At 60.6% G+C, this 23,712-nt stretch carries 22 protein-coding genes; 14 read left to right on the top strand and 8 right to left on the bottom strand.

The genetic code is table 11. From position 1 onward, the window contains the following. The first annotated feature begins 139 nt into the window (after positions 1-139). Complete coding sequence (gene radC, locus JMV15_RS06660; protein ID WP_014720480.1) at positions 140-814, top strand: RadC family protein; 675 nt, start codon at positions 140-142, stop codon at positions 812-814. A gap of 54 nt (positions 815-868) precedes the next feature. Here radC and JMV15_RS06655 read toward each other — a convergent pair whose 3' ends face one another. Then, a complete protein-coding gene (locus JMV15_RS06655) occupies positions 869-2,461 on the bottom strand; it encodes an ABC transporter substrate-binding protein (RefSeq protein WP_014720479.1) in 1,593 nt (530 codons plus the stop codon). Positions 2,462-2,918: 457 nt separating this feature from the next. On the opposite strand from JMV15_RS06655, the gene rpmB reads away from it, so the two are divergent. Both rpmB and rpmG read left to right on the top strand, forming a co-directional pair. Continuing rightward, entirely contained in the window at positions 2,919-3,152 is a 234-nt protein-coding gene (gene rpmB / locus JMV15_RS06650) for a 50S ribosomal protein L28 (protein ID WP_003176907.1), read from the top strand. A gap of 11 nt (positions 3,153-3,163) precedes the next feature. After that, on the top strand, positions 3,164-3,319 hold the full coding sequence (gene rpmG / locus JMV15_RS06645) for a 50S ribosomal protein L33 (protein ID WP_003176906.1): 156 nt from the start codon (positions 3,164-3,166) through the stop codon (positions 3,317-3,319). Between the two features lie 149 nt (positions 3,320-3,468). On the opposite strand, the gene JMV15_RS06640 is transcribed toward rpmG, so the two are convergent. Further along, positions 3,469-3,831, bottom strand: a complete 363-nt coding sequence (locus tag JMV15_RS06640; protein ID WP_014720478.1) for a cupin domain-containing protein — start codon at positions 3,829-3,831, stop codon at positions 3,469-3,471. Positions 3,832-4,061: 230 nt separating this feature from the next. Between JMV15_RS06640 and JMV15_RS06635 the strand changes: the two genes are divergently transcribed. Together JMV15_RS06635 and JMV15_RS06630 are read left to right on the top strand one after the other, a co-directional pair. Continuing rightward, entirely contained in the window at positions 4,062-5,555 is a 1,494-nt protein-coding gene (locus JMV15_RS06635; RefSeq protein WP_003195472.1) for an aldehyde dehydrogenase, read from the top strand. Positions 5,556-5,732: 177 nt separating this feature from the next. Continuing rightward, the gene (locus tag JMV15_RS06630) at positions 5,733-6,875 is read left to right on the top strand and encodes an MFS transporter (protein ID WP_038452001.1); all 1,143 of its coding nucleotides are present in this window, start codon (positions 5,733-5,735) and stop codon (positions 6,873-6,875) included. A gap of 125 nt (positions 6,876-7,000) precedes the next feature. Here JMV15_RS06630 and JMV15_RS06625 read toward each other — a convergent pair whose 3' ends face one another. Both JMV15_RS06625 and JMV15_RS06620 read right to left on the bottom strand, forming a co-directional pair. Further along, the gene (locus tag JMV15_RS06625) at positions 7,001-8,569 is read right to left on the bottom strand and encodes a phospholipase D family protein (protein WP_038451999.1); all 1,569 of its coding nucleotides are present in this window, start codon (positions 8,567-8,569) and stop codon (positions 7,001-7,003) included. A gap of 61 nt (positions 8,570-8,630) precedes the next feature. After that, positions 8,631-10,055, bottom strand: a complete 1,425-nt coding sequence (locus JMV15_RS06620; protein ID WP_003195467.1) for an aminotransferase-like domain-containing protein — start codon at positions 10,053-10,055, stop codon at positions 8,631-8,633. 166 nt (positions 10,056-10,221) lie between these two features. Between JMV15_RS06620 and JMV15_RS06615 the strand changes: the two genes are divergently transcribed. Further along, positions 10,222-10,446 carry a DUF1127 domain-containing protein gene (locus JMV15_RS06615; RefSeq protein ID WP_032901894.1) on the top strand — a complete coding sequence of 75 codons (225 nt, stop codon included), beginning with the start codon at positions 10,222-10,224 and terminating at the stop codon, positions 10,444-10,446. Here the strand turns inward: JMV15_RS06615 and JMV15_RS06610 are convergent, their stop codons facing one another. After that, positions 10,447-11,739 (bottom strand): NAD(P)/FAD-dependent oxidoreductase, encoded by a 1,293-nt coding sequence (locus tag JMV15_RS06610; RefSeq protein WP_038451997.1) that lies wholly within the window; start codon positions 11,737-11,739, stop codon positions 10,447-10,449. A 115-nt stretch (positions 11,740-11,854) separates the two neighbouring features. Between JMV15_RS06610 and JMV15_RS06605 the strand changes: the two genes are divergently transcribed. After that, positions 11,855-12,208 (top strand): YkgJ family cysteine cluster protein, encoded by a 354-nt coding sequence (locus tag JMV15_RS06605; RefSeq protein ID WP_003195461.1) that lies wholly within the window; start codon positions 11,855-11,857, stop codon positions 12,206-12,208. A 71-nt stretch (positions 12,209-12,279) separates the two neighbouring features. Here the strand turns inward: JMV15_RS06605 and JMV15_RS06600 are convergent, their stop codons facing one another. After that, positions 12,280-12,768, bottom strand: a complete 489-nt coding sequence (locus JMV15_RS06600; RefSeq protein ID WP_003176896.1) for an Lrp/AsnC ligand binding domain-containing protein — start codon at positions 12,766-12,768, stop codon at positions 12,280-12,282. 156 nt (positions 12,769-12,924) lie between these two features. Between JMV15_RS06600 and dadA the strand changes: the two genes are divergently transcribed. The 6 genes from dadA (at position 12,925) to JMV15_RS06570 (ending at position 19,024) form a co-directional block, all read left to right on the top strand. Then, on the top strand, positions 12,925-14,226 hold the full coding sequence (dadA, locus tag JMV15_RS06595; RefSeq protein ID WP_014720473.1) for a D-amino acid dehydrogenase: 1,302 nt from the start codon (positions 12,925-12,927) through the stop codon (positions 14,224-14,226). Next, positions 14,198-14,551: a RidA family protein gene (locus JMV15_RS06590; RefSeq protein ID WP_014720472.1), complete on the top strand. Its 354-nt coding sequence runs from the start codon at positions 14,198-14,200 to the stop codon at positions 14,549-14,551. The genes dadA and JMV15_RS06590 overlap by 29 nt, the downstream gene beginning before the upstream one ends. A gap of 80 nt (positions 14,552-14,631) precedes the next feature. After that, complete coding sequence (gene alr / locus JMV15_RS06585) at positions 14,632-15,705, top strand: alanine racemase (RefSeq protein ID WP_038451995.1); 1,074 nt, start codon at positions 14,632-14,634, stop codon at positions 15,703-15,705. A 116-nt stretch (positions 15,706-15,821) separates the two neighbouring features. Further along, positions 15,822-16,370: a cupin domain-containing protein gene (locus tag JMV15_RS06580; protein WP_014720470.1), complete on the top strand. Its 549-nt coding sequence runs from the start codon at positions 15,822-15,824 to the stop codon at positions 16,368-16,370. A 182-nt stretch (positions 16,371-16,552) separates the two neighbouring features. Next, positions 16,553-16,963: a c-type cytochrome gene (locus JMV15_RS06575; RefSeq protein WP_019819811.1), complete on the top strand. Its 411-nt coding sequence runs from the start codon at positions 16,553-16,555 to the stop codon at positions 16,961-16,963. A 138-nt stretch (positions 16,964-17,101) separates the two neighbouring features. Next, on the top strand, positions 17,102-19,024 hold the full coding sequence (locus JMV15_RS06570) for an acetyl-CoA hydrolase/transferase C-terminal domain-containing protein (RefSeq protein WP_014720468.1): 1,923 nt from the start codon (positions 17,102-17,104) through the stop codon (positions 19,022-19,024). Between the two features lie 116 nt (positions 19,025-19,140). On the opposite strand, the gene JMV15_RS06565 is transcribed toward JMV15_RS06570, so the two are convergent. Beyond that, the gene (locus tag JMV15_RS06565) at positions 19,141-19,713 is read right to left on the bottom strand and encodes a xanthine phosphoribosyltransferase (protein ID WP_003195447.1); all 573 of its coding nucleotides are present in this window, start codon (positions 19,711-19,713) and stop codon (positions 19,141-19,143) included. Between the two features lie 58 nt (positions 19,714-19,771). After that, positions 19,772-21,781: a DNA helicase Rep gene (rep, locus tag JMV15_RS06560; RefSeq protein ID WP_005792464.1), complete on the bottom strand. Its 2,010-nt coding sequence runs from the start codon at positions 21,779-21,781 to the stop codon at positions 19,772-19,774. A 266-nt stretch (positions 21,782-22,047) separates the two neighbouring features. Here rep and JMV15_RS06555 point away from each other — a divergent pair, with 266 nt between their 5' ends. Next, positions 22,048-23,712 carry a putative bifunctional diguanylate cyclase/phosphodiesterase gene (locus JMV15_RS06555; RefSeq protein ID WP_014720467.1) on the top strand — a complete coding sequence of 555 codons (1,665 nt, stop codon included), beginning with the start codon at positions 22,048-22,050 and terminating at the stop codon, positions 23,710-23,712.

Here is a 23,712-nt window from a genome sequence, read left to right as displayed (position 1 = left end):
TTTGCCTTTCCAGTTCAGTGATGCCAGTTCAGTGACGCCTGCGATGACCCCTCCCCAGGTGAAATCGCCGGCAAAAAAGAGGGCCCTACGATAACACAGCGCCCGCCGGGCAACAGCGGAGCAGATACAGGGAGGTGGGATGAGTATTCGTGATTGGCCCGTGGCGGAGCGTCCGCGGGAGAAATTATTGGAAGGCGGCGCAGCGAGCCTGTCCGATGCCGAGCTGTTGGCGATTTTCCTGCGTACGGGGGTTGCCGGCCGAAGTGCGGTGGATCTGGCGCGCCATCTGTTGGCGCAATTCGGTGGCCTGCGCCCGTTACTGGAGGCCAGCCAGACGTTGTTCAGCCAGCATCTGGGGCTGGGGCCGGCGAAGTTTGCCCAACTGCAGGCGGTGCTGGAAATGTCCCGGCGCCACTTGGCTGAGCGCTTGCGGGCTGACTCGGTGCTGGAGAGCCCGTTGGCCGTGCGCGAGTACCTCAAGGCGCTGCTGCGCCATGAGCCCCATGAGATATTCGGCTGCCTGTTTCTGGACTCCAAGCATCGGGTGCTGGGGTTCGAGGTCATTTCCCAGGGCACCATCGACGCTGCGATTGTCTATCCGCGACAAGTGGTCAAGCGCGCCTTGGCGTACAACGCGGCGGCGTTGATCCTGTGCCACAACCACCCGTCGGGGAGCGCGGAGCCCAGCGCGGCTGATCGAAAATTGACCAAGCTGCTGCAAAAGGCGCTGGACGTGGTGGATGTGCGGGTGCTGGACCATATCATCGTGGGCGATGGCGACCCGCTGTCGATGGCTGAATACGGTTGGCTGTAACGGTCCTGCCTCTGTAGGAGCGAGCAAGTTCGCTCCTACAGGTGGGAGTGTGCCTTAGGGCTTGAGGCTGACTTTCGAATAGTCCTGGCGCCCGAACGGGCTTACCTGGTACCCCTGGATGTTCTTGCGGGTCAAGGCAAACGCCGTCGGATGCGCCAGTGGCAGCCACAGCGCCTGTTGCTGGATCTGCGCCTGGGCCTGCTGATACAGCTTGCTGCGCACACCTTGCTCACTGGTGGTTTTGCCCGCGCTGATCAACTTATCCAGGGTGGGGTCGCAATAGCGGGCAAAGTTGGTGCCGGACTTCACCGCTGCGCATGAGAACTGCGGCGTCAGGAAGTTATCCGGGTCGCCGTTGTCGCCGGCCCAGCCCATGAACAGCAAGTCGTGCTCGCCGGCCTTGGCGCGGCGGATCAACTCGCCCCATTCGATCACGCGAATCTCGGCCTGGATGCCAACCTTGGCCAGGTCGGCCTGCAACAGTTGGGCGCCGAGGTTCGGGTTGGGGTTCAGCAGGCTGCCCGTAGGGCGGGTCCATATTGTGGTCTTGAAGCCGTCCTTGAGCCCGGCGCGGCCCAGCAGCGCCTTGGCTTTGGCGAGGTCCTGCGGGTAGCCTGGCAACTCCTTGGCATAGCTCCAGGTGTTCGGCGGGTAGACACCGTTGGCTGCTTCGGCGGTGCCTTCGAACACGGCCTTGAGGTAGCTGCCCTTATCAAAGGCCAGGTTGATCGCCTGGCGCACTTCGGGCTTGTCCAGCGGTGGGTGCTGGCTGTTGATGGCGACGAACGCGGTCATGAAGGCGGCGGTTTTTTCCACCTTCAGCGCCGAGTCTTTTTCGGCCTCGCCCACATCCAGGGGCTTGGGTGACAGGGCGATCTGGCATTCATCGCGGTGCAGCTTCTGCAGGCGTACATTGGCGTCCGGGGTGATGGCGAAAATCAGGTTATCCACCGCCGGTTTGCCGGCGAAGTAGTCCGGGTTGGCCTTGTAACGCACCACGGCATCTTTCTGGAAACGCACGAACACAAACGGGCCGGTGCCGATTGGCTGGCTGTTGAGCTTCTCGGGTGTGCCAGCCTTGAGCAATTTATCGGCATATTCAGCCGGATAGATCGAGGCAAAGCCCATGCTCAGTGCTGGTAAGAAGGTGGAGTCGGCATGGTCGAGGGTGAAGCGCACGGTCAGTGGGTCAAGGGCGTCGATTTTCTTGACCAGTGTGGGCAATTGCAGGGATTGGGCGTGAGGAAAGCCGCTCTGGGCGATCTTGTGCCACGGGTTGGCCGGGTCGAGCATGCGCTCGAAGCTGAAGCGCACGTCTTCGGCGGTCAAGGTGCGGCTTGGGCTGAAATAACTGGTGCGATGGAATTTCACATCGGGGTGCAGTTTGAAGGTGTACGTCAGCCCATCGGGCGACACTTCCCAGCTGTCTGCAAGGCTCGGTACCAACTTGCCACTGGCCGCGTCGAATTCCACTAAACGGTTCATCAGCACGTCGGCCGAGGCGTTGGTGGTGGTCAGTGAGTTGTACTGCACCACATCGAAGCCTTCGGGGCTGGCCTCGGTGCATACGCTCAAGTTGGTGGCCGCAACGGCCATCGGCGCAATAAAGAGAGGGGCAAGCAATAGCGGTAGGGCAGCGAGGCGCATATTCGGTTTCCTGTGCAGATCGAAGGCCCATCTGCGAGTGCAGTCTGGAAAAAGCCTACCGTAGAGGTCTGATTGATAAATGACTAGCCCATTTTTGCCTGTGCTTTTGGCCAAAATGCTGTTTTGATGGCGCCTCAGCGTGTTTCGCCGTGCACTTCCCTGTGACCGCAGGCGTTGTAAATCATTCTGTGCGACGAGCGGTCGGCTGTTACAGCGGCCCCTCCTGGCAGCGGTTCAGGCACTTGTGGCCAAGATTTACGCTGCTAAAAGTACACAGGTTGTTGTTGCACTGGGGTCTTTCTGGTATAAAGCAGCGCTCTTTTCTAGGGGCCCGGTTCCTTCACTGTAGGTGTAGCCGGTAAGACCCTAAAGAAACGCGGCGCCTGGCGCCAAATGACTGAGAGATTAAGCGGCCAACCCATGCCGGGTTGGGCATGTGGTTTTAGAGGGCTGAGGCATGTCGAGAGTCTGTCAAGTTACCGGTAAGGGTCCGGTGACTGGGAATAACATTTCCCACGCAAATAACAAAACCCGTCGTCGTTTCCTGCCGAACCTGCAGCATCACCGCTTCTGGGTTGAAGAAGAGAAACGTTTCGTGCGTCTGCGCGTATCTGCTAAAGGCATGCGTATTATCGACAAGCGTGGCATCACTGTCGTGCTGGCCGAAATCCGCGCCGCTGGCAAGATCTAAGGAGCTCTATCATGCGTGAATTGATTCGAATGATCTCTAGCGCCGGTACTGGTCACTTCTACACTACCGACAAGAACAAGCGTACTACCCCGGACAAGCTCGAAAAGAAAATGTTCGACCCGCGCGTTCGCAAGCACGTGATCTACAAAGAAGGCAAAATCAAGTAATTGATTTTCCTCCTTGTGAAAAAAAGCCCGTATCTCACGATGCGGGCTTTTTTTTGCCTGATCGTTCCCACGCTCTGCTGATCGTTCCCACGCTCTGCGTGGGAATGCCGTCTCGGACGCTCAGCGTCCCGTTGTCGATCAACCAATGATCAGGCTTTCTCTTCAAACACCACGTAGATCTTGCGGCACGCTTCCAGCACTTCCCAGGTACCGCTGAAACCGGCAGGGATCACAAAGCGATCGCCTGCCCGCAGGGTCTTGGCATTCCCCTCGGCATCACGCAACACCGACACGCCTTGCACGATCTCGCAGTACTCATGCTCGGTGTAGTTGACCTTCCACTGGCCCACTTCACCTTCCCAGACGCCGGCGTTCATCTGGCCGCATGGGCTGTTGTAGTGGTTGTAGAGTGTCTGCTCGGGATCGCCCTTGAGGATTTTCTCGGCGGCAGGGCGGTAGCGTTCGGGGGCGGTGTTGGCTTGGCTGAAATCGACGATGTCCTGGATGCTCATGTGCATTTCCCGTCTGGCCTGCGGTTGGAGAGTCCAAAGTCTATGTTTATTAAAATGAACATCGCAAGGGCGTTTGCCGCCGTTATGTCAAATATATTGAAACATCCCCAGCCGCTGGTTTAGGGTGGCAGCTGCCTTGAGCCGAACAGCAGGCTGGTCGGGCAAGCATTCGTGATGGCGCCGGGATAAACCTCCCAGGCCCTTGTATTCAATAAGAGGAGGACACTCGCATGACCACCCTGACCCGTGCCGACTGGGAACAACGCGCCAAGGCTCTGAAAATCGAAGGCCGCGCCTATATCAATGGCGAATACACCGCCGCCGTTTCCGGTGACACCTTCGAATGCATCAGCCCGGTGGATGGGCGCTTGCTGGCCACTGTCGCCAGCTGTGATGCCAGCGATGCCCAGCGCGCCGTGGAAAATGCGCGTGCCACTTTCAATTCCGGCGTGTGGTCGCGCCTGGCACCGGCCAAGCGCAAGTCCGTCATGATCCGTTTCGCCGCGCTGCTCAAGGCTAACGCCGAAGAGCTGGCGCTGCTTGAAACCCTGGATATGGGCAAGCCCATCAGCGATTCCCTGAACATCGACGTCCCCGGCGCGGCGCAAGCCCTGAGCTGGAGCGGCGAGGCGATCGACAAGATCTACGACGAAGTCGCCGCCACGCCCCACGATCAACTGGGCCTGGTGACCCGCGAGCCCGTCGGTGTTGTTGGCGCCATCGTGCCGTGGAACTTCCCGTTGATGATGGCGTGCTGGAAACTCGGCCCGGCGCTGTCCACCGGCAACTCTGTCATCCTGAAGCCGTCCGAAAAATCCCCGCTCACCGCCATCCGCATCGCCGCGTTGGCCGTTGAGGCTGGTATTCCAAAAGGCGTGTTCAACGTGCTGCCTGGCTATGGCCACACCGTGGGTAACGCCCTGGCGGTGCACATGGACGTCGATACCCTGGTGTTCACGGGCTCCACCAAGATCGCCAAGCAACTGTTGATCCGCTCCGGCGAGTCGAACATGAAGCGTGTATGGCTGGAAGCCGGTGGCAAGAGCCCGAACATCGTGTTTGCCGACGCGCCGAACCTGCAAGCGGCGGCCGAATCCGCCGCCAGCGCCATTGCCTTCAACCAGGGCGAAGTCTGCACTGCCGGCTCGCGCCTGCTGGTCGAGCGTTCGATCAAAGACACCTTCCTGCCGCTGGTGATCGAGGCCCTCAAGGGCTGGAAACCCGGCAATCCACTGGACCCAGCCACCACTGTGGGTGCATTGGTGGATACGCAACAGATGAACACCGTGCTTTCGTACATTGAAGCCGGCCACGCCGACGGCGCCAAGCTGGTCGCGGGTGGCAAGCGCACCCTGGAAGAGTCCGGCGGCACCTACGTCGAGCCGACGATTTTCGACGGCGTGACCAATGCCATGAAGATCGCCCAGGAAGAGATCTTTGGCCCGGTCCTGTCGGTGATCACTTTCGACAGCGCCGAAGAAGCCATCGCCATCGCCAACGACACCCAATACGGCCTGGCTGCGGCGGTGTGGACGGCGGATATCTCCAAGGCACACCTGACGGCCAAGGCTCTGCGCGCCGGCAGCGTGTGGGTTAACCAGTACGACGGCGGCGACATGACCGCTCCGTTCGGTGGTTTCAAGCAGTCGGGTAATGGCCGCGACAAGTCGCTGCATGCATTCGACAAGTACACCGAGCTGAAGGCGACCTGGATCAAGCTCTAAGCAACACTGCTGATCCCCTGTAGGAGCGAGCCTGTGTGGGAACTGGCTTGCCTGCGATAGCATCACTGAGGTGTGGCTGACACACCGAGGCGTCTGTATCGCAGGCAAGCCAGCTCCCACACAGGCTCGCTCCTACAGTTCGTTTTGCGAAGCAGAATTATCCACAGGAGCGTGGCAATGCGTTGGGCGACATATTTCGCCGTGCTGGCCTCGGTACTCAGCGTTGGCCTGGCCCTGGGTGTCAGCATGCCGTTGGTATCCCTGCGTCTTGAAGGTTGGGGTTATGGCAGTTTCGCCATTGGCGTGATGGCGGCGATGCCGGCATTCGGCGTACTGCTGGGCGCCAAGATCTCCAGCCGCATGGCGTCCTGGCTCGGCACTGCCAACCTGATGCGCCTGTGCCTGTGGGCCGGTGCGGTGTCCATCGGCTTGCTGGCGATCCTGCCCAGCTACCCGGTGTGGCTGGTGCTCAGGCTGATGATCGGGGTGATCCTGACCATCGTATTTATCCTGGGTGAAAGCTGGATCAACCAATTGGTGGTCGAGCAGTGGCGTGGCCGCCTGGTGGCGCTCTACGGCTGCAGTTATGCCTTGAGCCAACTGTCGGGGCCGTTGCTGTTGGGCCTGATTGGCACCGACCATGACTACGGCTTCTGGGTCGGCGCGGGCCTTTTAGTGGTGGCGCCGTTACTGTTGCTAGGACGTACCGGGGCGCCGACAGCGGATTCGTTCAGCGTGACCTTTGGCGACCTGTGGCGCTTTTGCCTAGGCCTGCCGGCGATTGCCTGGGCCGTGGCGTTGTTTGCTGCCTTCGAAGCGATGATTCTGACGTTGTTGCCGGTGTACTGCCTGCAACAGGGTTTTACCGCTGAGATCGCCTTGGCGATGGTCAGCACGGTGGTGGTGGGCGATGCGTTGCTGCAATTGCCCATTGGCGCGCTGGCCGACTATCTGCCGCGACGCACTCTGTTTCTGGCCTGTGCACTGCTGTTGCTGGCGTCGAGCCTGGCGGTGCCGTTATTGATGCACACCTTGCTGATCTGGCCGGTGTGGGTGCTGTTCGGCGCCAGTGCCGGCGGGTTGTTCACCTTGTCGCTGATTTTGATTGGCGAGCGCTACCGCGACGATGCGTTGGTGCGTGCCAACGCTCACGTGGCGCAGCTGTGGGGCATTGGCTGCCTGATCGGGCCGCTGGTGGCAGGAGCGGGCAGCCAGTGGATCAGCGGGCATGCGCTGCCGCTGCTGATGGCCGCCGGGGCGCTGGGTTTGGTGGTGCTGTTGCTGCGCCAGGGGGCTTTCGGCGCTACGCAGCCGGCCTGACCTTTAAACGCGGCCAATGTGGGAGCTGGCTTGCCTGCGATGACGGTTTGTCAGCCAGCTGATTTGTTGTCTGGCACACCGCTATCGCGGGCAAGCCCGGCTCCCACAGGTGATCCGCAGGGGTTTTAGAGCATGCGTTCCAGGCCAACACTGGTGGCGAACCAGGCGTTGAACCGCCGCCACCAACTGCCCGGTTCGCGCGTCAGAGTGTGCATCTGGCCGTTGTCTTCTGTCACCCACACCACTTGGCCGTCCTGCAGTTTGGCCTCATAGCTCAACGCTGGCGCCATACCTTCCAGCGCCAGGTTGCGCACGTGTTCGGCCAGTTCGGGGCTGTCCACCAGTACGCCGACTTCGGTGTTCCACAGCACTGAGCGCGGGTCGAAATTGAATGAGCCGATAAACGACTTTTCTCGATCGAAAATCATCGCCTTGCTGTGCAGGCTGGAGTCCGAGCCGCGCCAGCTGCCATGCCGAAACAGGTGCGGGCCGCTGCTTGCGCTGGGGTCGCCCGGCTGCCGGCGCAGCTCATAGAGCTTCACCCCGTGCTCCAGCAGTGCCTTGCGATACGGCGCATAACCGCCGTGCACGGCCGGTACGTCGGTGGCTTCGAGGGCGTTGGTCAGCAGGCGCACCGAAACACCCGCATCGGCACGCCCTGTGAGGTAGACCAGCCCAGGTTGGCCCGGTACGAAGTAAGCCGAAATCATGATCAGCTCATGGCTGACCCCCGCCAGCTCTGGCGCCAGCTGGGTGGTCAGCAACAGTCGCGGGTCGGGGTCGGCCTTGGCCAGTACCTTGCTCGGTGCGTCCCACAGCGCCTGGTTCCAGGCCCAGATCAACTCGCGGCGCCAGATGTCCATGCGGGGCTGGGTCTGGTACGTGCGCAGGCGGTTATACAGCGCATGGTTCTGCTGACGGGACTGAGCCAGGGAGGCTTCAAGGCGCCCGCGGGCGACGGCGAGGTCGACCTTGGACGGTTTGTTCGAGACGAAGTCATCGATAGGCTTGCTCAGGGCGCTGTTCCAGTACTGGTCGAAGCTGTGACCCAATTGCTCGGCTACCGGCCCGACGCTGAGCATGTCGATGTCGGTGAAATTCAGGTTGGGTTCGGCGTCGAAATACTCGTCGCCCAGGTTGCGCCCGCCAACGATGGCCACGCTGTTATCGGCCAGCCACAGCTTGTTATGCATGCGCCGGTGTTGCAGCGACAGGTTGAATACACGGCCCATGGCGCGTGTAACGCCGGTGCTGCGCCCCAGGTGCAGCGGGTTGAACAGGCGTATCTGCACCTTGGGATGGGCGGCGAGGGTGGCGATGATCTGGTCGAGGCCATCGCTGGTGGTGTCGTCCAGTAGAATGCGTACGCGCACCCCGCGGTCGGCGGCCTTGAGCAGTTCGTCCACAAGCATGCGTGTGCTGATGCCGTCGTGCACGATGTAGTACTGCAAGTCGAGGCTGGTCTGGGCGTTGCGGATCAACTCGGCGCGGGCCATGAAGGCTTCACTGCTGTTGGGCAGCAAACGAAAGCCCGAGCGCCCTTGGTAGGGGGCGGCCTGGGCCTGGATCGAGCGACCGAACGAGGAGTCCTTCGCCGGCAGGGCATCGCTGGGGATGCGCGGGGTGTCGACCGTGGCGCAGCCGCCCAGGGCCAGGGCGGCCAGCAGGCAAAACGGTAAAAGCCGTCGAATCATCAAGGAAACTGCTTCCAGGTCAGGGCGGTTGTGGCATATGACGGCAATTGCTCGGGAAAGGTCAGTCCGCCGTCTCTTCCAGCATCTTGCCAGCGGCAGCACCTACCTTGCGCACGGCCTCTTCAATCTGCGCCGTTGGCTTGGCAGCGTAGTTCATGCGCAAGCAGTTACGGTACTTGCCGGAAGCGGAGAAGATACTGCCTACTGCCACCTGTACGCCTTGTTCCACCAGCACGCGGTTGAGCTTCAAGGTGTCGAAGCCCTCCGGCAGCTCGATCCATAACATAAAGCTGCCCTGGGGCCGGCTGGCGCGCGTGCCAGCGGGGAAATAGCGGCTGACCCAATCCAGCATCAAGTCGCGATTACGTTGGTATTGGGTGCGCATCCTGCGTAAATGCGGCTCGAAATGCCCGCCTTTGAGGAATTCGGCAATGGCAATCTGCGGCTGTGTAGCCGTAGAACCGGTGCTGATGTATTTCATGTGCAGCACCCGTTCCAGATAGCGTCCCGGTGCGACCCAGCCAATGCGCAGACCGGGCGCCAGGGTTTTGGAGAACGAGCTGCACAGCAGCACACGCCCGTCTTCATCGAAGGATTTGATGGTGCGCGGGCGTGGGTAGCTGTAGGCCAGCTCGCCATACACATCGTCTTCGATAATCGCCACGTCAAAGCGCTGGGCCAGGGTCAGCAAGGCGCGTTTGCGCGCTTCCGGCATGATGTAGCCCAAGGGGTTGTTGCAGTTTGGGGTGAGCTGGATGACTTTGATCGGCCACTGCTCCAGCGCCAGCTCCAGGGCCTCCAGGCTGATGCCGGTGAGCGGGTCGGTGGGGATTTCCAGGGCTTTCATGCCCAGGCCCTTGAGGGTCTGCATGGCACCGTGGAAGCTGGGCGAATCCACCGCGACGATATCGCCGGGCTCACAAATGGCGTGAATGCTGGCGGAGAGGGCTTCGTGGCAACCGGTGGTGATCACGATGTCTTCGGCGCTCAGTTGGCAACCGGAGTCCAATGAAAGCCGGGCGATTTGCTCACGCAGTTCCATACAGCCGAGGATATTGTCGTAATACAGCCCCGGCAGGTCTTGGCGCCGGCTGACACGGGCGAGGCTACGCAGCAGCGGCTTCAAGGTGGGCGACAATACATCCGGCATGCCCCGACCCATCTGTATGACGTCTTTGCGCGGCACCGCACGAATCAGTTCCAGCACCAGGTCCCACTGGGAGATTTCCACTGGCCGTTGGGCCGGGCGGCCAATCTCGGGCAGTGCCGGCAGTTCACGGCCCACCGGAACAAAATAGCCCGACTTGGGCTTGGGCATCGCCAGGCCGTTGTCTTCGAGCAACCGATACGCCTGCTGCACGGTGCTCAGGCTCACCCCATGTTCCACACTCAAGGCCCGCACCGAGGGCAGTCGATCGCCCGGACGATAGAAGCCCTGTTCAATGCGGGTGCCGAGCAATTCGGCGAGGTTGACGTAAAGAGTCATGGTGGTCGCTCCCGAGGGACCAGTACAGATAAAGGGAAAATACAGGATTCAGCCACGCATAGGGAGTATCTGTATGGATCTAATAAAAGTTGCCTGAATCTGTAATGGTTCTGGCCGCCCGCGCATGCTGGTCACTCAAGGCAACAGGCCAATGAGGGGCAGTCAAATGAGCGGCATGAGCGATGTACGGCTGGCGTTACGCAGTCAGGAACTGGAAGCGGGGCAGGAGCAGGCGCTCACTGCCCCGGCGCCTGGCCGCTGGCATCTGTTCTGGCGCCGTCGCCATACGCGCAAGGCCCTGCTGGACCTGAGCCGCGAGCAGTTACGCGACATCGGGCTGACCGCCGAGCAGGCGCGCCGTGAGGGTTTGAAACCCTTCTGGCGCGATTGATCAGAGCAGTTCTTTGAGGCGGTGCCAGAGCATCCCCAGGGCCAGCAACGGCGAACGCAGGTGTTTGCCGCCGGGGAAGGTGATGTGTGGCACCTGAGCGAACAGATCGAAGCGCCCCTGTTGCTGGCCGCTGATGGCCTCGGCCAGCAGCTTGCCCGCCAGGTGCGTGGCGTTGAGGCCATGGCCGGCATAGGCCTGGGCGTAATACACGTTAGGTTGATCGGCCAGGCGGCCAATCTGCGGCAGGCGGTTGGCGCCGATGCCGATCATGCCGCCCCATTGGTAGTCGATTTTCACGTCTGCCAATTGGGGGAATACCTGCAGCATCTTCGGCCGCATGTAGGCGCCGATGTCCTTGGGGTCTCGACCGGAGTAGTGGCAGGCGCCGCCGAACAACAGGCGACGGTCGGCGGACAGGCGGAAGTAATCCACCGTCACGCGCTGGTCACACACGGCCATGTTCTGCGGTAACAGGCTGGTGGCTTGCGCCTCGCTCAAGGGCTCGGTGGCAATGATGTAGCTGCCGGCGGGCAACACCTTGCCGCTCAGTTGCGGGTTGAGCCCGTTCAGGTAGGCGTTGCAGGCCAGTACCAGGGTCTTGGCGCGCACAGTGCCTTGGGCGGTGTGCACCTTGACCTCATGGCCATAGTCGATACGGGTCACTTGGGATTGCTCGTACAGCGCCACGCCCAACTGCTGGGCAACGGCAGCCTCACCCAGTGCCAGGTTCAGCGGGTGCAGATGGCCGGAACCCATATCGATCATGCCGCCTACATAGCGCTCAGAGCCGATTACGGTGCCCATCTCGCTGGCTTGCAACAGGCGCACTTCGTGGCGGTAACCCAGGCTGCGCAGCTCTTCGGCATCCTCGGCCAGGCCCTGCAGGTCGCGGGGTTTGTTGGCCAGGTCGCAGTAGCCCCAAGTCAGGTCACAGGGGATCTGGAAGCGCTCCACACGCTCGCGCACGATCTCCACGGCTTCCAGGCCCATCAGCTTCATTTGGCGCACGCCGTCGCTGCCGATCACCTGGGTGAACTGATCCAGCCCGTGGCCGACACCGCGAATCAACTGGCCGCCATTGCGCCCGCTGGCGCCCCAACCGATTTTGCGCGCCTCCAGCAACACCACGCGAAAGCCGCGCTCGGCCAATTCCAAGGCGGTGTTGAGCCCGGAGAACCCCCCGCCGATCACACAGACATCGGCGTTTACCTCACCGGTCAGCGTCGGGTAATCCGGTTGCGGCACGCTGCTGGCGGCGTAGTAGGAAGCGGTGTGCCGGGCGCTGGCGGTCATGGGGAACCTCCCTGTCTGGAAAATTTGACGCAGGATACAGTGGTCGCACGACGCTGTCTGCGCGGGGCGTTTTGCGTCAGAATCCACGTCTATTCGCCGTTCGGTATGGGTTTCGATGAGTTGCAACAGTCAGAAAATCAGCGCGCTGCGTCGCCAGATCCCTTCGTTCGAGTGCGTCCCCGGTTGCCACGACTGCTGTGGGCCGGTGACCACCTCGCCCGAGGAAATGTCGCGCCTGCCGCGCAAGACCGCTGCCGAGCAAGAGGCGGCGATGGACGAGCTGAACTGCGTGCACCTGGGGCCCAAGGGTTGCACGGTGTATGACGAGCGGCCGCTGATCTGTCGCCTGTTCGGCACCACCAAGACCTTGCCGTGCCCTAATGGCCGCCGGCCAGTGGAGCTGATTCATCCGCGGGTGGAGAAGCAGATTCATGAGTACATGGCGAGTACCCGGCAGGTGTTGGTCTAGCGGATGTATTCGGTTAAAACCAAGGGAGCAGGCAAGCCAGCTCCCACATTTGACCGTGTTGTGTCAGTGGGTCAGTCAGGGATCGGCAGGTTCAGGCTTTCTTTCACCTCTTCCATCACGATATAGCTCTTGGATTCGCGCACATGGGGGAGTTTGAGCAGGATATCGCCCAGCAATTTGCGGTACGAAGCCATCTCCGAGATTCGCGCTTTCACCAGGTAGTCGAAATCACCCGACACTAGATGGCACTCCAGCACGTGAGGCAGTTTCAGCACGGCTCGGCGAAATTCTTCAAAGGTGTCACCCGACTTGTAATCCAGGCTGATCTCGACAAATACCAGCAAACTTCCCTTCAAATGCTGGGGATTGAGCCGTGCGTTGTAGCCCATGATGATCCCTTCGCGCTCCAGGCGCCGCACGCGCTCGGTGCAGGGCGTGGTGGACAGCCCGACCTTTTCCCCCAGCTCCGTGAACGAGATGCGCCCGTCGGTTTGCAGGATGCGCAGGATATTGCGGTCGATCTTGTCCAGCTCCCGTTTGGTCTGGGTGTTGGTACGCATAGGGGATACGCCTCTGTCAAAAGGGTTTTTGCCAAGAATTGTCGCCAAATATAGGCATTTATATAGTGAAATGCACTGTCGATTGTTTTTTACACTGCGCTCATCATTGCTCGAATAACACACGTCAGCGGCCAAGCCCGCGATGAGGATATAAAAATGCGCGTTCTGGTCTTGGGTAGCGGCGTCATTGGGGTGACCAGTGCCTATTATTTGGCGCGGGCCGGCTTTGATGTCGTGGTGGTTGATCGTCAGCCTGCCGCTGCCATGGAAACCAGTTTCGCCAACGCCGGCCAGGTCTCCCCTGGGTATGCTTCGCCCTGGGCCGCGCCGGGTGTGCCACTCAAGGCGATCAAGTGGCTGTTGCAACGCCACGCGCCGTTGGCAATCAAGGCCACTGCTGATATCGACCAATACCTGTGGATGGCGCAGATGCTGCGCAACTGCACGGCCAGCCGCTACGCGGTGAACAAGGAGCGCATGGTGCGCCTGTCCGAGTACAGCCGCGACTGCCTCGACGAATTGCGCGCCGAGACCGGCATTGCCTACGAAGGGCGCAGCCTCGGGACTACCCAACTGTTCCGCACCCAGGCCCAACTCGATGGTGCCGCCAAGGACATCGCCGTGCTGAAAGAGTCCGGCGTGCCATTCGAATTGCTCGACCGCGCCGGCATTGCCCGGGTTGAACCGGCTCTGGGCAGCGTCACCGATATCCTCGCGGGTGCCTTGCGCTTGCCCAACGACCAGACGGGCGATTGCCAGATATTCACCACGCGCCTGGTCGACATGTGCAAACAATTGGGCGTGGAATTCCGCTTCGAACAAGACATCCAGCGCCTGGACTACGCAGGCGACCGCATCAATGGTGTGCTGATCGACGGCAAGCTGGAAACCGCCGACCGCTATGTACTGGCCCTCGGCAGTTACTCGCCCAAGTTACTCAAGCCATTGGGCATCAAGGCGCCGGTGTACCCGCTCAAGGGCTACTCGCTGACCGTGCCGATCACTAACCCGGCAATGGCGCCGACCTCGACCATTCTCGATGAAACCTACAAAGTCGCGATCACCCGTTTCGACAACCGTATTCGCGTCGGTGGCATGGCTGAAATAGCCGGTTTTGACCTGTCGCTGAACCCGCGGCGACGTGAAACCCTGGAGATGATCGTCAACGACCTTTATCCTCAGGGCGGCGATCTGGCCCAAGCCAGTTTCTGGACCGGCCTGCGCCCGACCACCCCAGACGGCACGCCGATTGTGGGTGCCACGCCGTTCAAGAACCTGTTCCTGAATACAGGCCACGGTACCCTCGGTTGGACCATGGCCTGTGGTTCGGGTCGCTTGCTGGCCGACCTGATGGCGAAGAAAACGCCGCAGATCAGCGCCGCAGGCCTCGATATTTCCCGTTATGGCAACCACCAGGAGTCCGCACAACATGTCAATCCAGCGCCAGCTCACCAATGAGCGCATGAGCCAGATCGTTGTCCACAGCGGTACCGTGTACCTGGCAGGGCAGGTAGGCGACGACATGAGCGCCGGGATTGAACAGCAAACCCGTGAAACCCTGGTCAATATCGAGCGCTTGCTGGACTTGGCCGGTACCGACAAGTCCAGGTTGCTGTCGGTGACGATCTACCTGAAAGACATCGACGCCGACTTCGCCGGCATGAACGCGGTGTGGGACAAGTGGCTGCCCAAAGGCGTCGCCCCGGCCCGCGCCACTGTGCAAGCCAAGCTGTGCGAACCCGAGATACTGGTAGAGCTGTCTGTCGTGGCTGCGCTGCCTTAACAAAGATCCCTCTCCCGGTGCCGACGTCGTTGGTCTGCACCGGTTTTTTTATTGACTTTGCTGCCTAGAAGCCTGCCGACATGCGTCCAGCCCGTGCCCTGATCGATCTCCAAGCCCTGCGCCATAACTACCAATTGGCCCGAGAAGTCACCGGGGCCAAGGCCCTTGCCGTGATCAAGGCGGATGCCTACGGTCATGGCGCGGTGCCCGTGGCCCAGGCACTGGAGGCGCAAACCGACGGGTTTGCCGTGGCGTGCATCGAGGAAGCGCTGGAACTGCGCGCCGCCGGCATTCGTGCGCCGGTGTTGCTGCTTGAAGGTTTTTTCGAAGCCGACGAGTTGCCGCTGATCATCGAGCAGGATTTGTGGTGCGTGGTGCATTCGTTGTGGCAGTTGGAAGCCATCGAGCAAGCTCGTTTGAGCAAGCCGCTGACAGTGTGGCTGAAGCTGGACTCGGGCATGCACCGTGTGGGCCTGCACCCCAAGGATTACCAGGAAGCGTATCAGCGCCTGCTGGCGAGTGGCAAAGTGGCGAAAATCGTGCTGATGAGTCATTTTGCCCGCGCCGATGAGCTCGATTGCGTCAGCAGCAACGAACAAGTAACGGTGTTTGAGGCGGCGCGTCAGGGGCTGGCGGCTGAGGTCAGCCTGCGCAACTCACCGTCTGTATTGGGCTGGCCGAGCGTGTCCAGCGACTGGGTGCGCCCCGGTATCATGCTTTACGGCGCAACGCCCTTTGGCGAAGACCAGGCCATTGCGGCGCGCTTGCAGCCGGTGATGACCCTGGAATCCAAAGTCATCTGCGTGCGCGAGTTGCCAGCCGGTGAGCCGGTGGGCTATGGCGCCAGGTTCGTCACGCCCAAGCCGATGCGCATCGGCGTGGTTGCCATGGGCTATGCCGACGGTTATCCGCGCCATGCGCCTACCGGCACACCGGTGCTGGTCGCTGGCCAGCGCAGCCGGCTGCTGGGGCGCGTGTCCATGGACATGCTGTGTGTCGACCTCACCGACTTGCCCCAGGCGGGCCTTGGTTCCACCGTAGAGCTGTGGGGCAAGCACATCCTCGCCAGCGATGTGGCCGTGGCCGCCGAGACCATCCCTTATCAGATTTTCTGCAATCTGCGCCGAGTGCCAAGGCTCTATAGCGGCGCTTAGCCGCCGGCAACGAACCGAGCACGCCGGGATTTAGGCCCAAGTGTTGTAAATACTGAACGCTGTCGCCATGATAACGCTCAATTACAACAAAGCCTGAATCCTAGGAGGCTCCTGCATTGGACGTCGGCGAACGACTGCAATCCATCCGTAAACTCAAAGGTCTTTCCCAGCGTGAGCTCGCCAAGCGTGCGGGCGTCACCAACAGCACCATTTCGATGATCGAGAAAAACAGCGTCAGCCCCTCGATCAGCTCCCTGCGCAAGGTGCTGGGCGGTATCCCCATGTCCATGGTCGAGTTCTTTTCCGAAGAAGTCCTCCAGGAAATACCGACGCAGATCGTCTATAAAGCCAATGAGCTGATCGACATCTCTGACGGTGCCGTCACCATGAAACTGGTGGGCCGGGCGCGCCCAAGCCGGGCCATCGCATTTCTCAATGAAATCTACCCTCCGGGTGCCGACACGGGCGAAGAAATGCTCACTCATGAAGGCGAAGAAACCGGAATTCTGGTGGAAGGGCGCCTGGAATTGGTGGTCGGCCTTGAAACTTTTGTGCTCGAAGCGGGCGATAGCTACTACTTTGAAAGCACCAGGCCTCATCGTTTTCGCAATCCGTTCGACGTGCCGGCGCGACTAATCAGCGCAGCCACACCCGCGAACTTTTAAGAATAGAGGCGCCCTGCCAGCGTTGCAGAGGTTCCCGCAGCTGTACACCGTGAGGCCGAATCTCCCTTTATTTAATAGGGTTGTTTCGGCCAGGCGGGCTAACCGTTATACTTTCGCCGCCTGCGAAACCGTGGCCGCAGGCGTGAATAGCCACCATTGAGGGTGAACGCGTGAACCTAATTATGAAAATGCTGGCTGCACCAGCAACCGTACTGGCCCTATGGGCTGTCAGCGCTCAAGCTGCGACCAATGATGACATTGCCAAGCGCCTGGAGCCTGTGGGCCAGGTTTGCGTCCAGGGCCAGGAATGCAAGGGCATGGAAGTTGCCGTGGCAGCCGGCGGCGGCGGCGCGAAAACCCCCGATGATATCATCGCCAAGCACTGTAACGCGTGCCACGGCAGCGGCCTTTTGGGTGCGCCAAAGATTGGCGACACCGCCGCATGGAAAGAACGCGCCGACCATCAAGGTGGCCTCGATGGCATCCTGGCAAAGGCCATCACCGGTATCAACGCCATGCCGCCCAAAGGCACCTGCGCTGATTGCTCGGACGACGACCTCAAGGGTGCGATCAAGAAGATGTCCGGGCTGTAATCGGTCGATCTTCGTCAAAAATGCCGCTTACGAGCGGCTTTTTTGTGCCCGCGATTTGGTATTCAGGCTGTTCATTGCAGCAAAGACCCGGCAAGCTCGGTCCAACCCCTAATTCATGGAATGTTCGGGAGCAGTCGGATGGTGCAGTTGTGTTCAATCGAGCAAGCAGTTGACGACGTACTGGAGCGCCTGCCGGCGCATATCCACATGGGCATGCCGCTGGGGCTGGGCAAGCCCAACCTGTTCGTCAACGCCCTGTACCGGCGTATCGCAAAGTTGCCCGAACGGGCGCTGACGCTTTATACCGCGCTGAGCCTGGGTCGGCCTACGCAGGGTGATGGTCTTCAAAAGCGCTTTCTCGAACCCTTCATCGAACGGGTGTTTGGCGACTACCCCGAACTGGATTTCCTCGCGGACCTGCACAGGGGCAGCCTGCCGAAGAATATCCGTGTGCAGCAATTCTTCATGCAGCCCGGTAGCCTGCTCCACAGCGCCGCGGCGCAGCAGGATTACGTCAGCAGCAACTACAGCCATGCGGCCCGCGACATCAATGCCGCCGGCCTGAACCTGGTGGCGCAATTGGTTGCCAGTAGCAGCGAGCATCCCGACCGCCTGAGCCTGAGCTGCAACCCGGATATCACTCTCGACCTGCTGCCCATGATCGCCAAGCGCCGCGCGGCCGGGGAGACCATCCTGGTCGTCGGCCAGGTCCATAGCGATTTGCCCTACATGCCTGGCGATGCCGAGTTGGGCATGGATGAGTTCGACTACCTGCTGGATGAAAAAGACAGCACCACGTTGTTCTCCACCCCGAATATGCCGGTGGGCTTTCAGGATCATTTTATCGGCCTGCATGCCAGCACCCTGGTGCGTGATGGCGGTACGTTGCAGATTGGCATCGGCTCCATGGGCGATGCCCTGACGGCTGCCCTGCTGGCGCGCCAGGCCGACAACGAAGCCTATCGCCTGTTGCTCACCGACTTGGATGTGTACCAGTGGGCACCGTTGATCAGCCGCGAAGGCGGCGTTGAGCCGTTTGCCCGTGGCCTTTACGGTTGCAGCGAGATGTTCGTCAACGGCCTGCTGGTATTGGCCGATGCCGGGATCGTGCGGCGCAAGGTCTACCCGGATGTGGCGACCCAGATGCAGGCCAACGCGGGCACCCTGGACGACGCGGCGCAACCTGATGGCGTGTCGATTCATGGCGGTTTCTTCCTGGGACCGCGCAGTTTTTACCAGCGCCTGCAGGAAATGACCCATGCCAAGCGCCAGGCATTCAACATGACCCGCATCAGCTACATCAACGAGCTGTACGGGCAGGAAGAACTCAAGCGCCTGCAGCGCCTGGATGCTCGGTTTATCAACAGCGCCATCATGGTCACCTTGCTCGGTGCTGGCGTGGCTGATCAGTTGGAAGACGGTCGCGTGCTCAGTGGTGTGGGCGGGCAATACAATTTCGTGGCCCAGGGGCATGCGCTGGAAGGTGCACGCTCAATCCTGATTTTGCGCAGCTGGCGTGAGTCGGCGGGTGAGGTCAGTTCCAATATTGTCTGGGAGTACGGCCACTGCACCATTCCCCGGCACCTGCGGGATATCGTCATTACCGAATACGGTATTGCCGACTTGCGCGGTCAGACGGATGCCAAGGTGATCGAAGCGTTGCTGAACATCACTGACTCAAGGTTCCAGCACGACTTGATTGAGCAGGCGCAAAAGGCCGGCAAACTGCCCAAGGATTTCCAGTTGGATCCGCGTTTTGCCGACAACACGCCAGAGCGGCTTCAGGCGATTCAGGCCAGGCATCGTCGCCTGTTCCCGGAATACCCCCTGGGCAGCGACTTCACGAATGAAGAGCGGGATTTGTTACGAGCGCTGAACTGGCTCAAGAGCAAATTCAAGCTCACGGAAATTCTGGAGTTGGGCAAGGCGGCACTCGACGCGCCGGAGCCGGAGGCGTTTCCCGAGCATTTGCAGCGGATGCGCTTGGATAAGCCGGAGGGCATCAAGGAAGACCTGTATCAACGCTTGCTGCTGGCCGGACTGCAGGCCACCGCCCACTGACAGCGCAACGCAAAACCTAATGTGGGAGCTGGCTTGCCTGCGATGAGGGCCTGTCAGTCGACATCTCTGTCGACTGACACATCGCTATCGCAGGCAAGCCAGCTCCCACACAGTGATTACTCGATAAAGGTCACGACACCACCGGCCAGCGACTTCACCCGCGCCAGCGACTCAACCCGATAACCCTGTGCATCCAGTTCTGCACGCCCACCCTGGAACGACTTCTCGATCACAATGCCCAAACCGGCGACGGTCGCGCCGGCCTGCTTGATGATCGAGATCAGCGCCTGGGACGCCTTGCCGTTGGCCAAAAAGTCATCGATCACCAGCACGCGGTCGCTGCTGGTCAGGTGGCGCGGGGAGATCGCCACGGTGCTTTCGGTTTTCTTGGTGAAGGAATACACCGTGGCCGACAGCAGGTTTTCCGTGAGGGTCAACGACTGCTGCTTGCGGGCGAAGATCACCGGCACACCCAGGTTCAGCCCGGTCATGATCGCCGGGGCAATGCCCGACGCTTCGATGGTGACGATCTTGGTGATGCCCGAATCCTTGAACAGTGCGGCGAACTCGTCGCCGATCAGTTTCATCAGTGCCGGGTCGATCTGGTGGTTCAGAAAGGCGTCAACCTTGAGGACCTGATCGGAAAGCACGATGCCTTCTTCGCGAATTTTCTTGTGCAGTGCTTCCACGGAAAGCTTCCTCTAATGGCGCGTTGTGCGCCGAAAGTAGATTAAAAAGTAGTCGATTCTAGCGCTTTAACATCGCGCGTATGTCCGCCAAGGCGGTGTTGCCGCGAACGGCCTTCACCTCGGTGGGCGTGTCGTCATTGCCTTCCCAGGCCAGATCGTCCGGCGGCAGTTCATCCAGGAACCGGCTGGGGGCACAATCGATGATTTCACCGTATTGCTTGCGCTTGGCGGCAAAGGTGAAGGCCAGGGTCTGACGTGCGCGGGTAATGCCCACGTAGGCCAGGCGGCGTTCTTCCTCGATGGTGTCGGCTTCGATGCTGGAGCGGTGCGGGAGGATTTCCTCTTCCATGCCCATGATGAACACGTAGGGAAATTCCAGGCCCTTGGAGGCATGCAAGGTCATCATCTGCACGCCTTCGGCACCGTCTTCCTCTTCTTGCTGGCGCTCGAGCATGTCGCGCAACACCAGCTTGCCGATGGCGTCCTCGACGGTCATCTCGCCGTCTTCGTCTTTTTCCAGGGTGTTCTTCAGCGCTTCAATCAGGAACCAGACGTTGCCCATGCGGTAATCCGCGGCCTTGTCGCTGGAACTGTTGGTGCGCAGCCAATTTTCATAGTCGATGTCCATGACCATGCTGCGCAAGGCGCTGATCGGGTCTTCGCCGGCGCACTGCTCGCGCACCTTGTCCATGAAACGCTTGAAGCGCGACAGGCGATCGGTGAAGCGCGTATCCAGGTGTTCGCCCAGGCCTATTTCGTCGGTGGCGGCATACATGGAAATCTTGCGTTCGGTGGCGTAGTTACCGAGCTTTTCCAGGGTGGTGGAGCCGATTTCCCGGCGTGGCACGTTGATCACGCGCAGGAAGGCGTTGTCGTCGTCCGGGTTCACGATCAGCCGGAAGTAGGCCATCAGGTCTTTGACTTCCTGGCGTCCGAAAAAGCTGTTGCCGCCCGACAGGCGATACGGCACCTGGTGATGCTGCAATTTCAGCTCGATCAGCTTGGCCTGGTAGTTGCCGCGATACAGGATCGCAAAGTCGCTGTAGGGCCGGTCGGTGCGCAAGTGCAGGCTGAGGATTTCCACGGCCACGCGCTCGGCTTCGGCGTCTTCGTTGCGGCAGCGGATCACACGGATCTCGTCGCCATGGCCCATCTCGCTCCACAGTTGTTTTTCAAACTCGTGGGGGTTGTTGGAGATCAGCACGTTGGCGCAGCGCAGGATGCGGCTGGTGGAGCGGTAGTTCTGCTCCAGCATCACCACTTTCAAGGAGGGGTAGTCTTCCTTGAGCAGCATCAGGTTTTCCGGGCGGGCGCCGCGCCAAGCGTAGATCGACTGGTCGTCGTCGCCCACTACGGTGAACTGGTTGCGCGTACCGATCAGCAACTTCACCAGCAGGTATTGGCTGGCGTTAGTGTCCTGATATTCGTCCACCAGCAGGTAGCGCACCTTGTTTTGCCACTTCTCCAGGATGTCCTTGTGCTCTTGGAACAGCTTGACCGGCAGCAGGATCAGGTCGTCGAAGTCCACCGCGTTGAACGCCTTGAGCGTACGCTGATAGTGGGTGTAGACGATGGCGGCGGTCTGCTCCTTGGGGTTGCGTGCGGCCTCCAGGGCTTCGGCGGGCAGGATCAGGTCGTTTTTCCACGAGCCGATCATGTTCTTGATTTCGTCTACGCCGTCGTCGCCCGCGTATTCCTTCTGCATGATGTCGGTCATCAGGGCCTTGACGTCGGTCTCGTCGAAGATCGAGAAGCCGGGCTTGTAGCCCAGTCGCACATGCTCCTTGCGGATGATGTTCAGGCCCAGGTTGTGGAAGGTGCACACGGTGAGGCCGCGGCCTTCGCCGCCTTTGAGCAGGGTGCCGACCCGCTCTTTCATTTCCCGTGCCGCCTTGTTGGTGAAGGTCATGGCGACGATGTACTGGGCGCGGATGCCGCAGTTCTGGATCAAGTGCGCGATCTTGCGCGTGATCACGCTGGTCTTGCCGGAGCCTGCACCGGCGAGCACCAATAGAGGGCCGCCGACGTAGTTCACGGCTTCTTGCTGCCGGGGATTGAGTCGGGACATACGGAATTTTAGGGGTCGTTGTTCAAAAGGGCGGGCATTTTAACAGGCTGGAAAGATTCTGCTGCCATAGAACGACGGTGTGACGTACCACTCGATCTAAATTTGCCGGTTTTGCTACTTTGCCGCAGGATGTGGAGGAATATCCGAGACGATTATTTACAGTCTGCGTATTTGATAACACCTATCATTTGTCATCCTTTGTCATTGTCAGGCCGCACGTCATAATGGCACCGCTAATGAAATTTTGCAGAGTCTAGGGAGTTAGCGTGTCTACGCCTGTCGAACCCTTGCGTTTGCTGCTGCTGGCCGATGAGCCTGAGTGGGCAGCGTTGTTGCGCGAGTGCCTGGCGCCGATGGGCGAAGGGGCTGTGCTGATCAGTGCGCCCAACTGGGACTCGGTAAGCCGCCTGTTCGATGACGACCAGGGTGCTGTGTTATTGACCACGCCCAGCCTGCAGCCAGGCCCTGGCCGGTGCAGCCTGCCGTGTGTATTGCTGCTGGAGCAGGAGCCACTGGTGTCGCCGCTGGGTGTCAGCGATTGGTTGGTGTTGGATGCATTGGACGCCGACACATTGCGCCGCTGCCTGCGCCATGTGCGCGAGCGCGGCGTGCTGGAGAATACCTTGCAGCGCCTGGCCGAGCAGGACCCGCTCACCGGTATTGCCAACCGTCAGGGCTTCCAGACCTTGCTCGCTGCACGCTTGGCGGACAATGACGGCCGTGGCCTGGCCCTCGGTCATCTGGACCTGGACAATTTTCGTCATGCCAACGATGCTCTCGGCCATCAGGCGGGCGACCGGTTGATCCTGCAAGTGGTGTCGCGGCTCAAGAGCCAGCTCGAAGCCGGGGACCAACTGGCGCGCCTGGGCAGCGATGAGTTTGCCTTGTTGATCGATACCCGCCGGGCGCCTCAGCGCGCCGAGTGGATGGCTGAGCGCATCACCGAAGTGATGGCCGAGCCCTACTGGGTGGATGGTGAAAGCTTGTTGATTGGTTGCAGCCTGGGTATGGCCCATGCTCGAGCCCGCGCTGGCGCCGACCCGTTGATGTGGCATGCCCATATCGCCATGCAGCAGGCCAAAAGTACCCAGGGCTGCACCTTCCATATCTTCAATGAGCGCATCAACCGCAACGCCCGCAGCCTGGCCGACCTGGAAAGTGAACTGCGCCGGGCTTTGCGTCGCGATGAGTTGGAGCTGCATTACCAGCCGCGCCTGGACCTGGACGACGGTCATATCGTTGGCCTCGAAGCCCTGGTGCGCTGGCGTCACGGCGAGCGCGGCTTGTTGCCGCCCAGCGAGTTCGTGCCGCTGGCCGAACAGAGTGGCTTGATCGTGCCATTGGGCTACTGGGTGATCTCCCGAGCCCTGCGCGACATGCAAGACCTGCGTGAACGCGGCCTGCCGCCGCTGCACATGGCGGTCAACCTGTCGTTTCGCCAGTTCCAGGACAGTCAGTTGCTGTCTACCCTCAGCCGCCTGATTGCCGAGCGCGGCGTGGAAGCGCAATGGCTGGAGTTCGAATTGACCGAAACCGCCGTGATGCGCCGCAGCGACCTGGTCAAGCAGACCATGGACGCCCTTGGCCGGCTGGGTGTGCGGTTTTCCCTGGATGACTTCGGCACCGGTTTTTCGTCGTTTGTGCACCTCAACAGCCTGCCGATTGCCTTGTTGAAGATCGACAAGAGCTTTGTCGGCGGCATGGAAGAGCGCGAAGAAAACCGCAAGCTGGTGCACGCCATGATCAACCTGGCCCACAACCTCAACCTGGAAGTGGTCGCCGAAGGCGTGGAAACCCCTGAGCAACTTGAACTTTTGCGCTTGTTTGGGTGCGATCAGGTCCAGGGTTACCTGATCAGCAAGCCGTTGCCGTTGCCGGAGCTGGTGGAATACCTGCTGTTTGGTCAAAGCCAGCAGGCGCTGTTGGGCTAA

The organism is Pseudomonas paracarnis (genome assembly GCF_904063055.1).
GTDB lineage: Bacteria > Pseudomonadota > Gammaproteobacteria > Pseudomonadales > Pseudomonadaceae > Aquipseudomonas > Aquipseudomonas paracarnis.
Note: the sequence above shows the minus strand (reverse complement) of the source record. Positions and strands in the feature narration are given on the sequence as shown.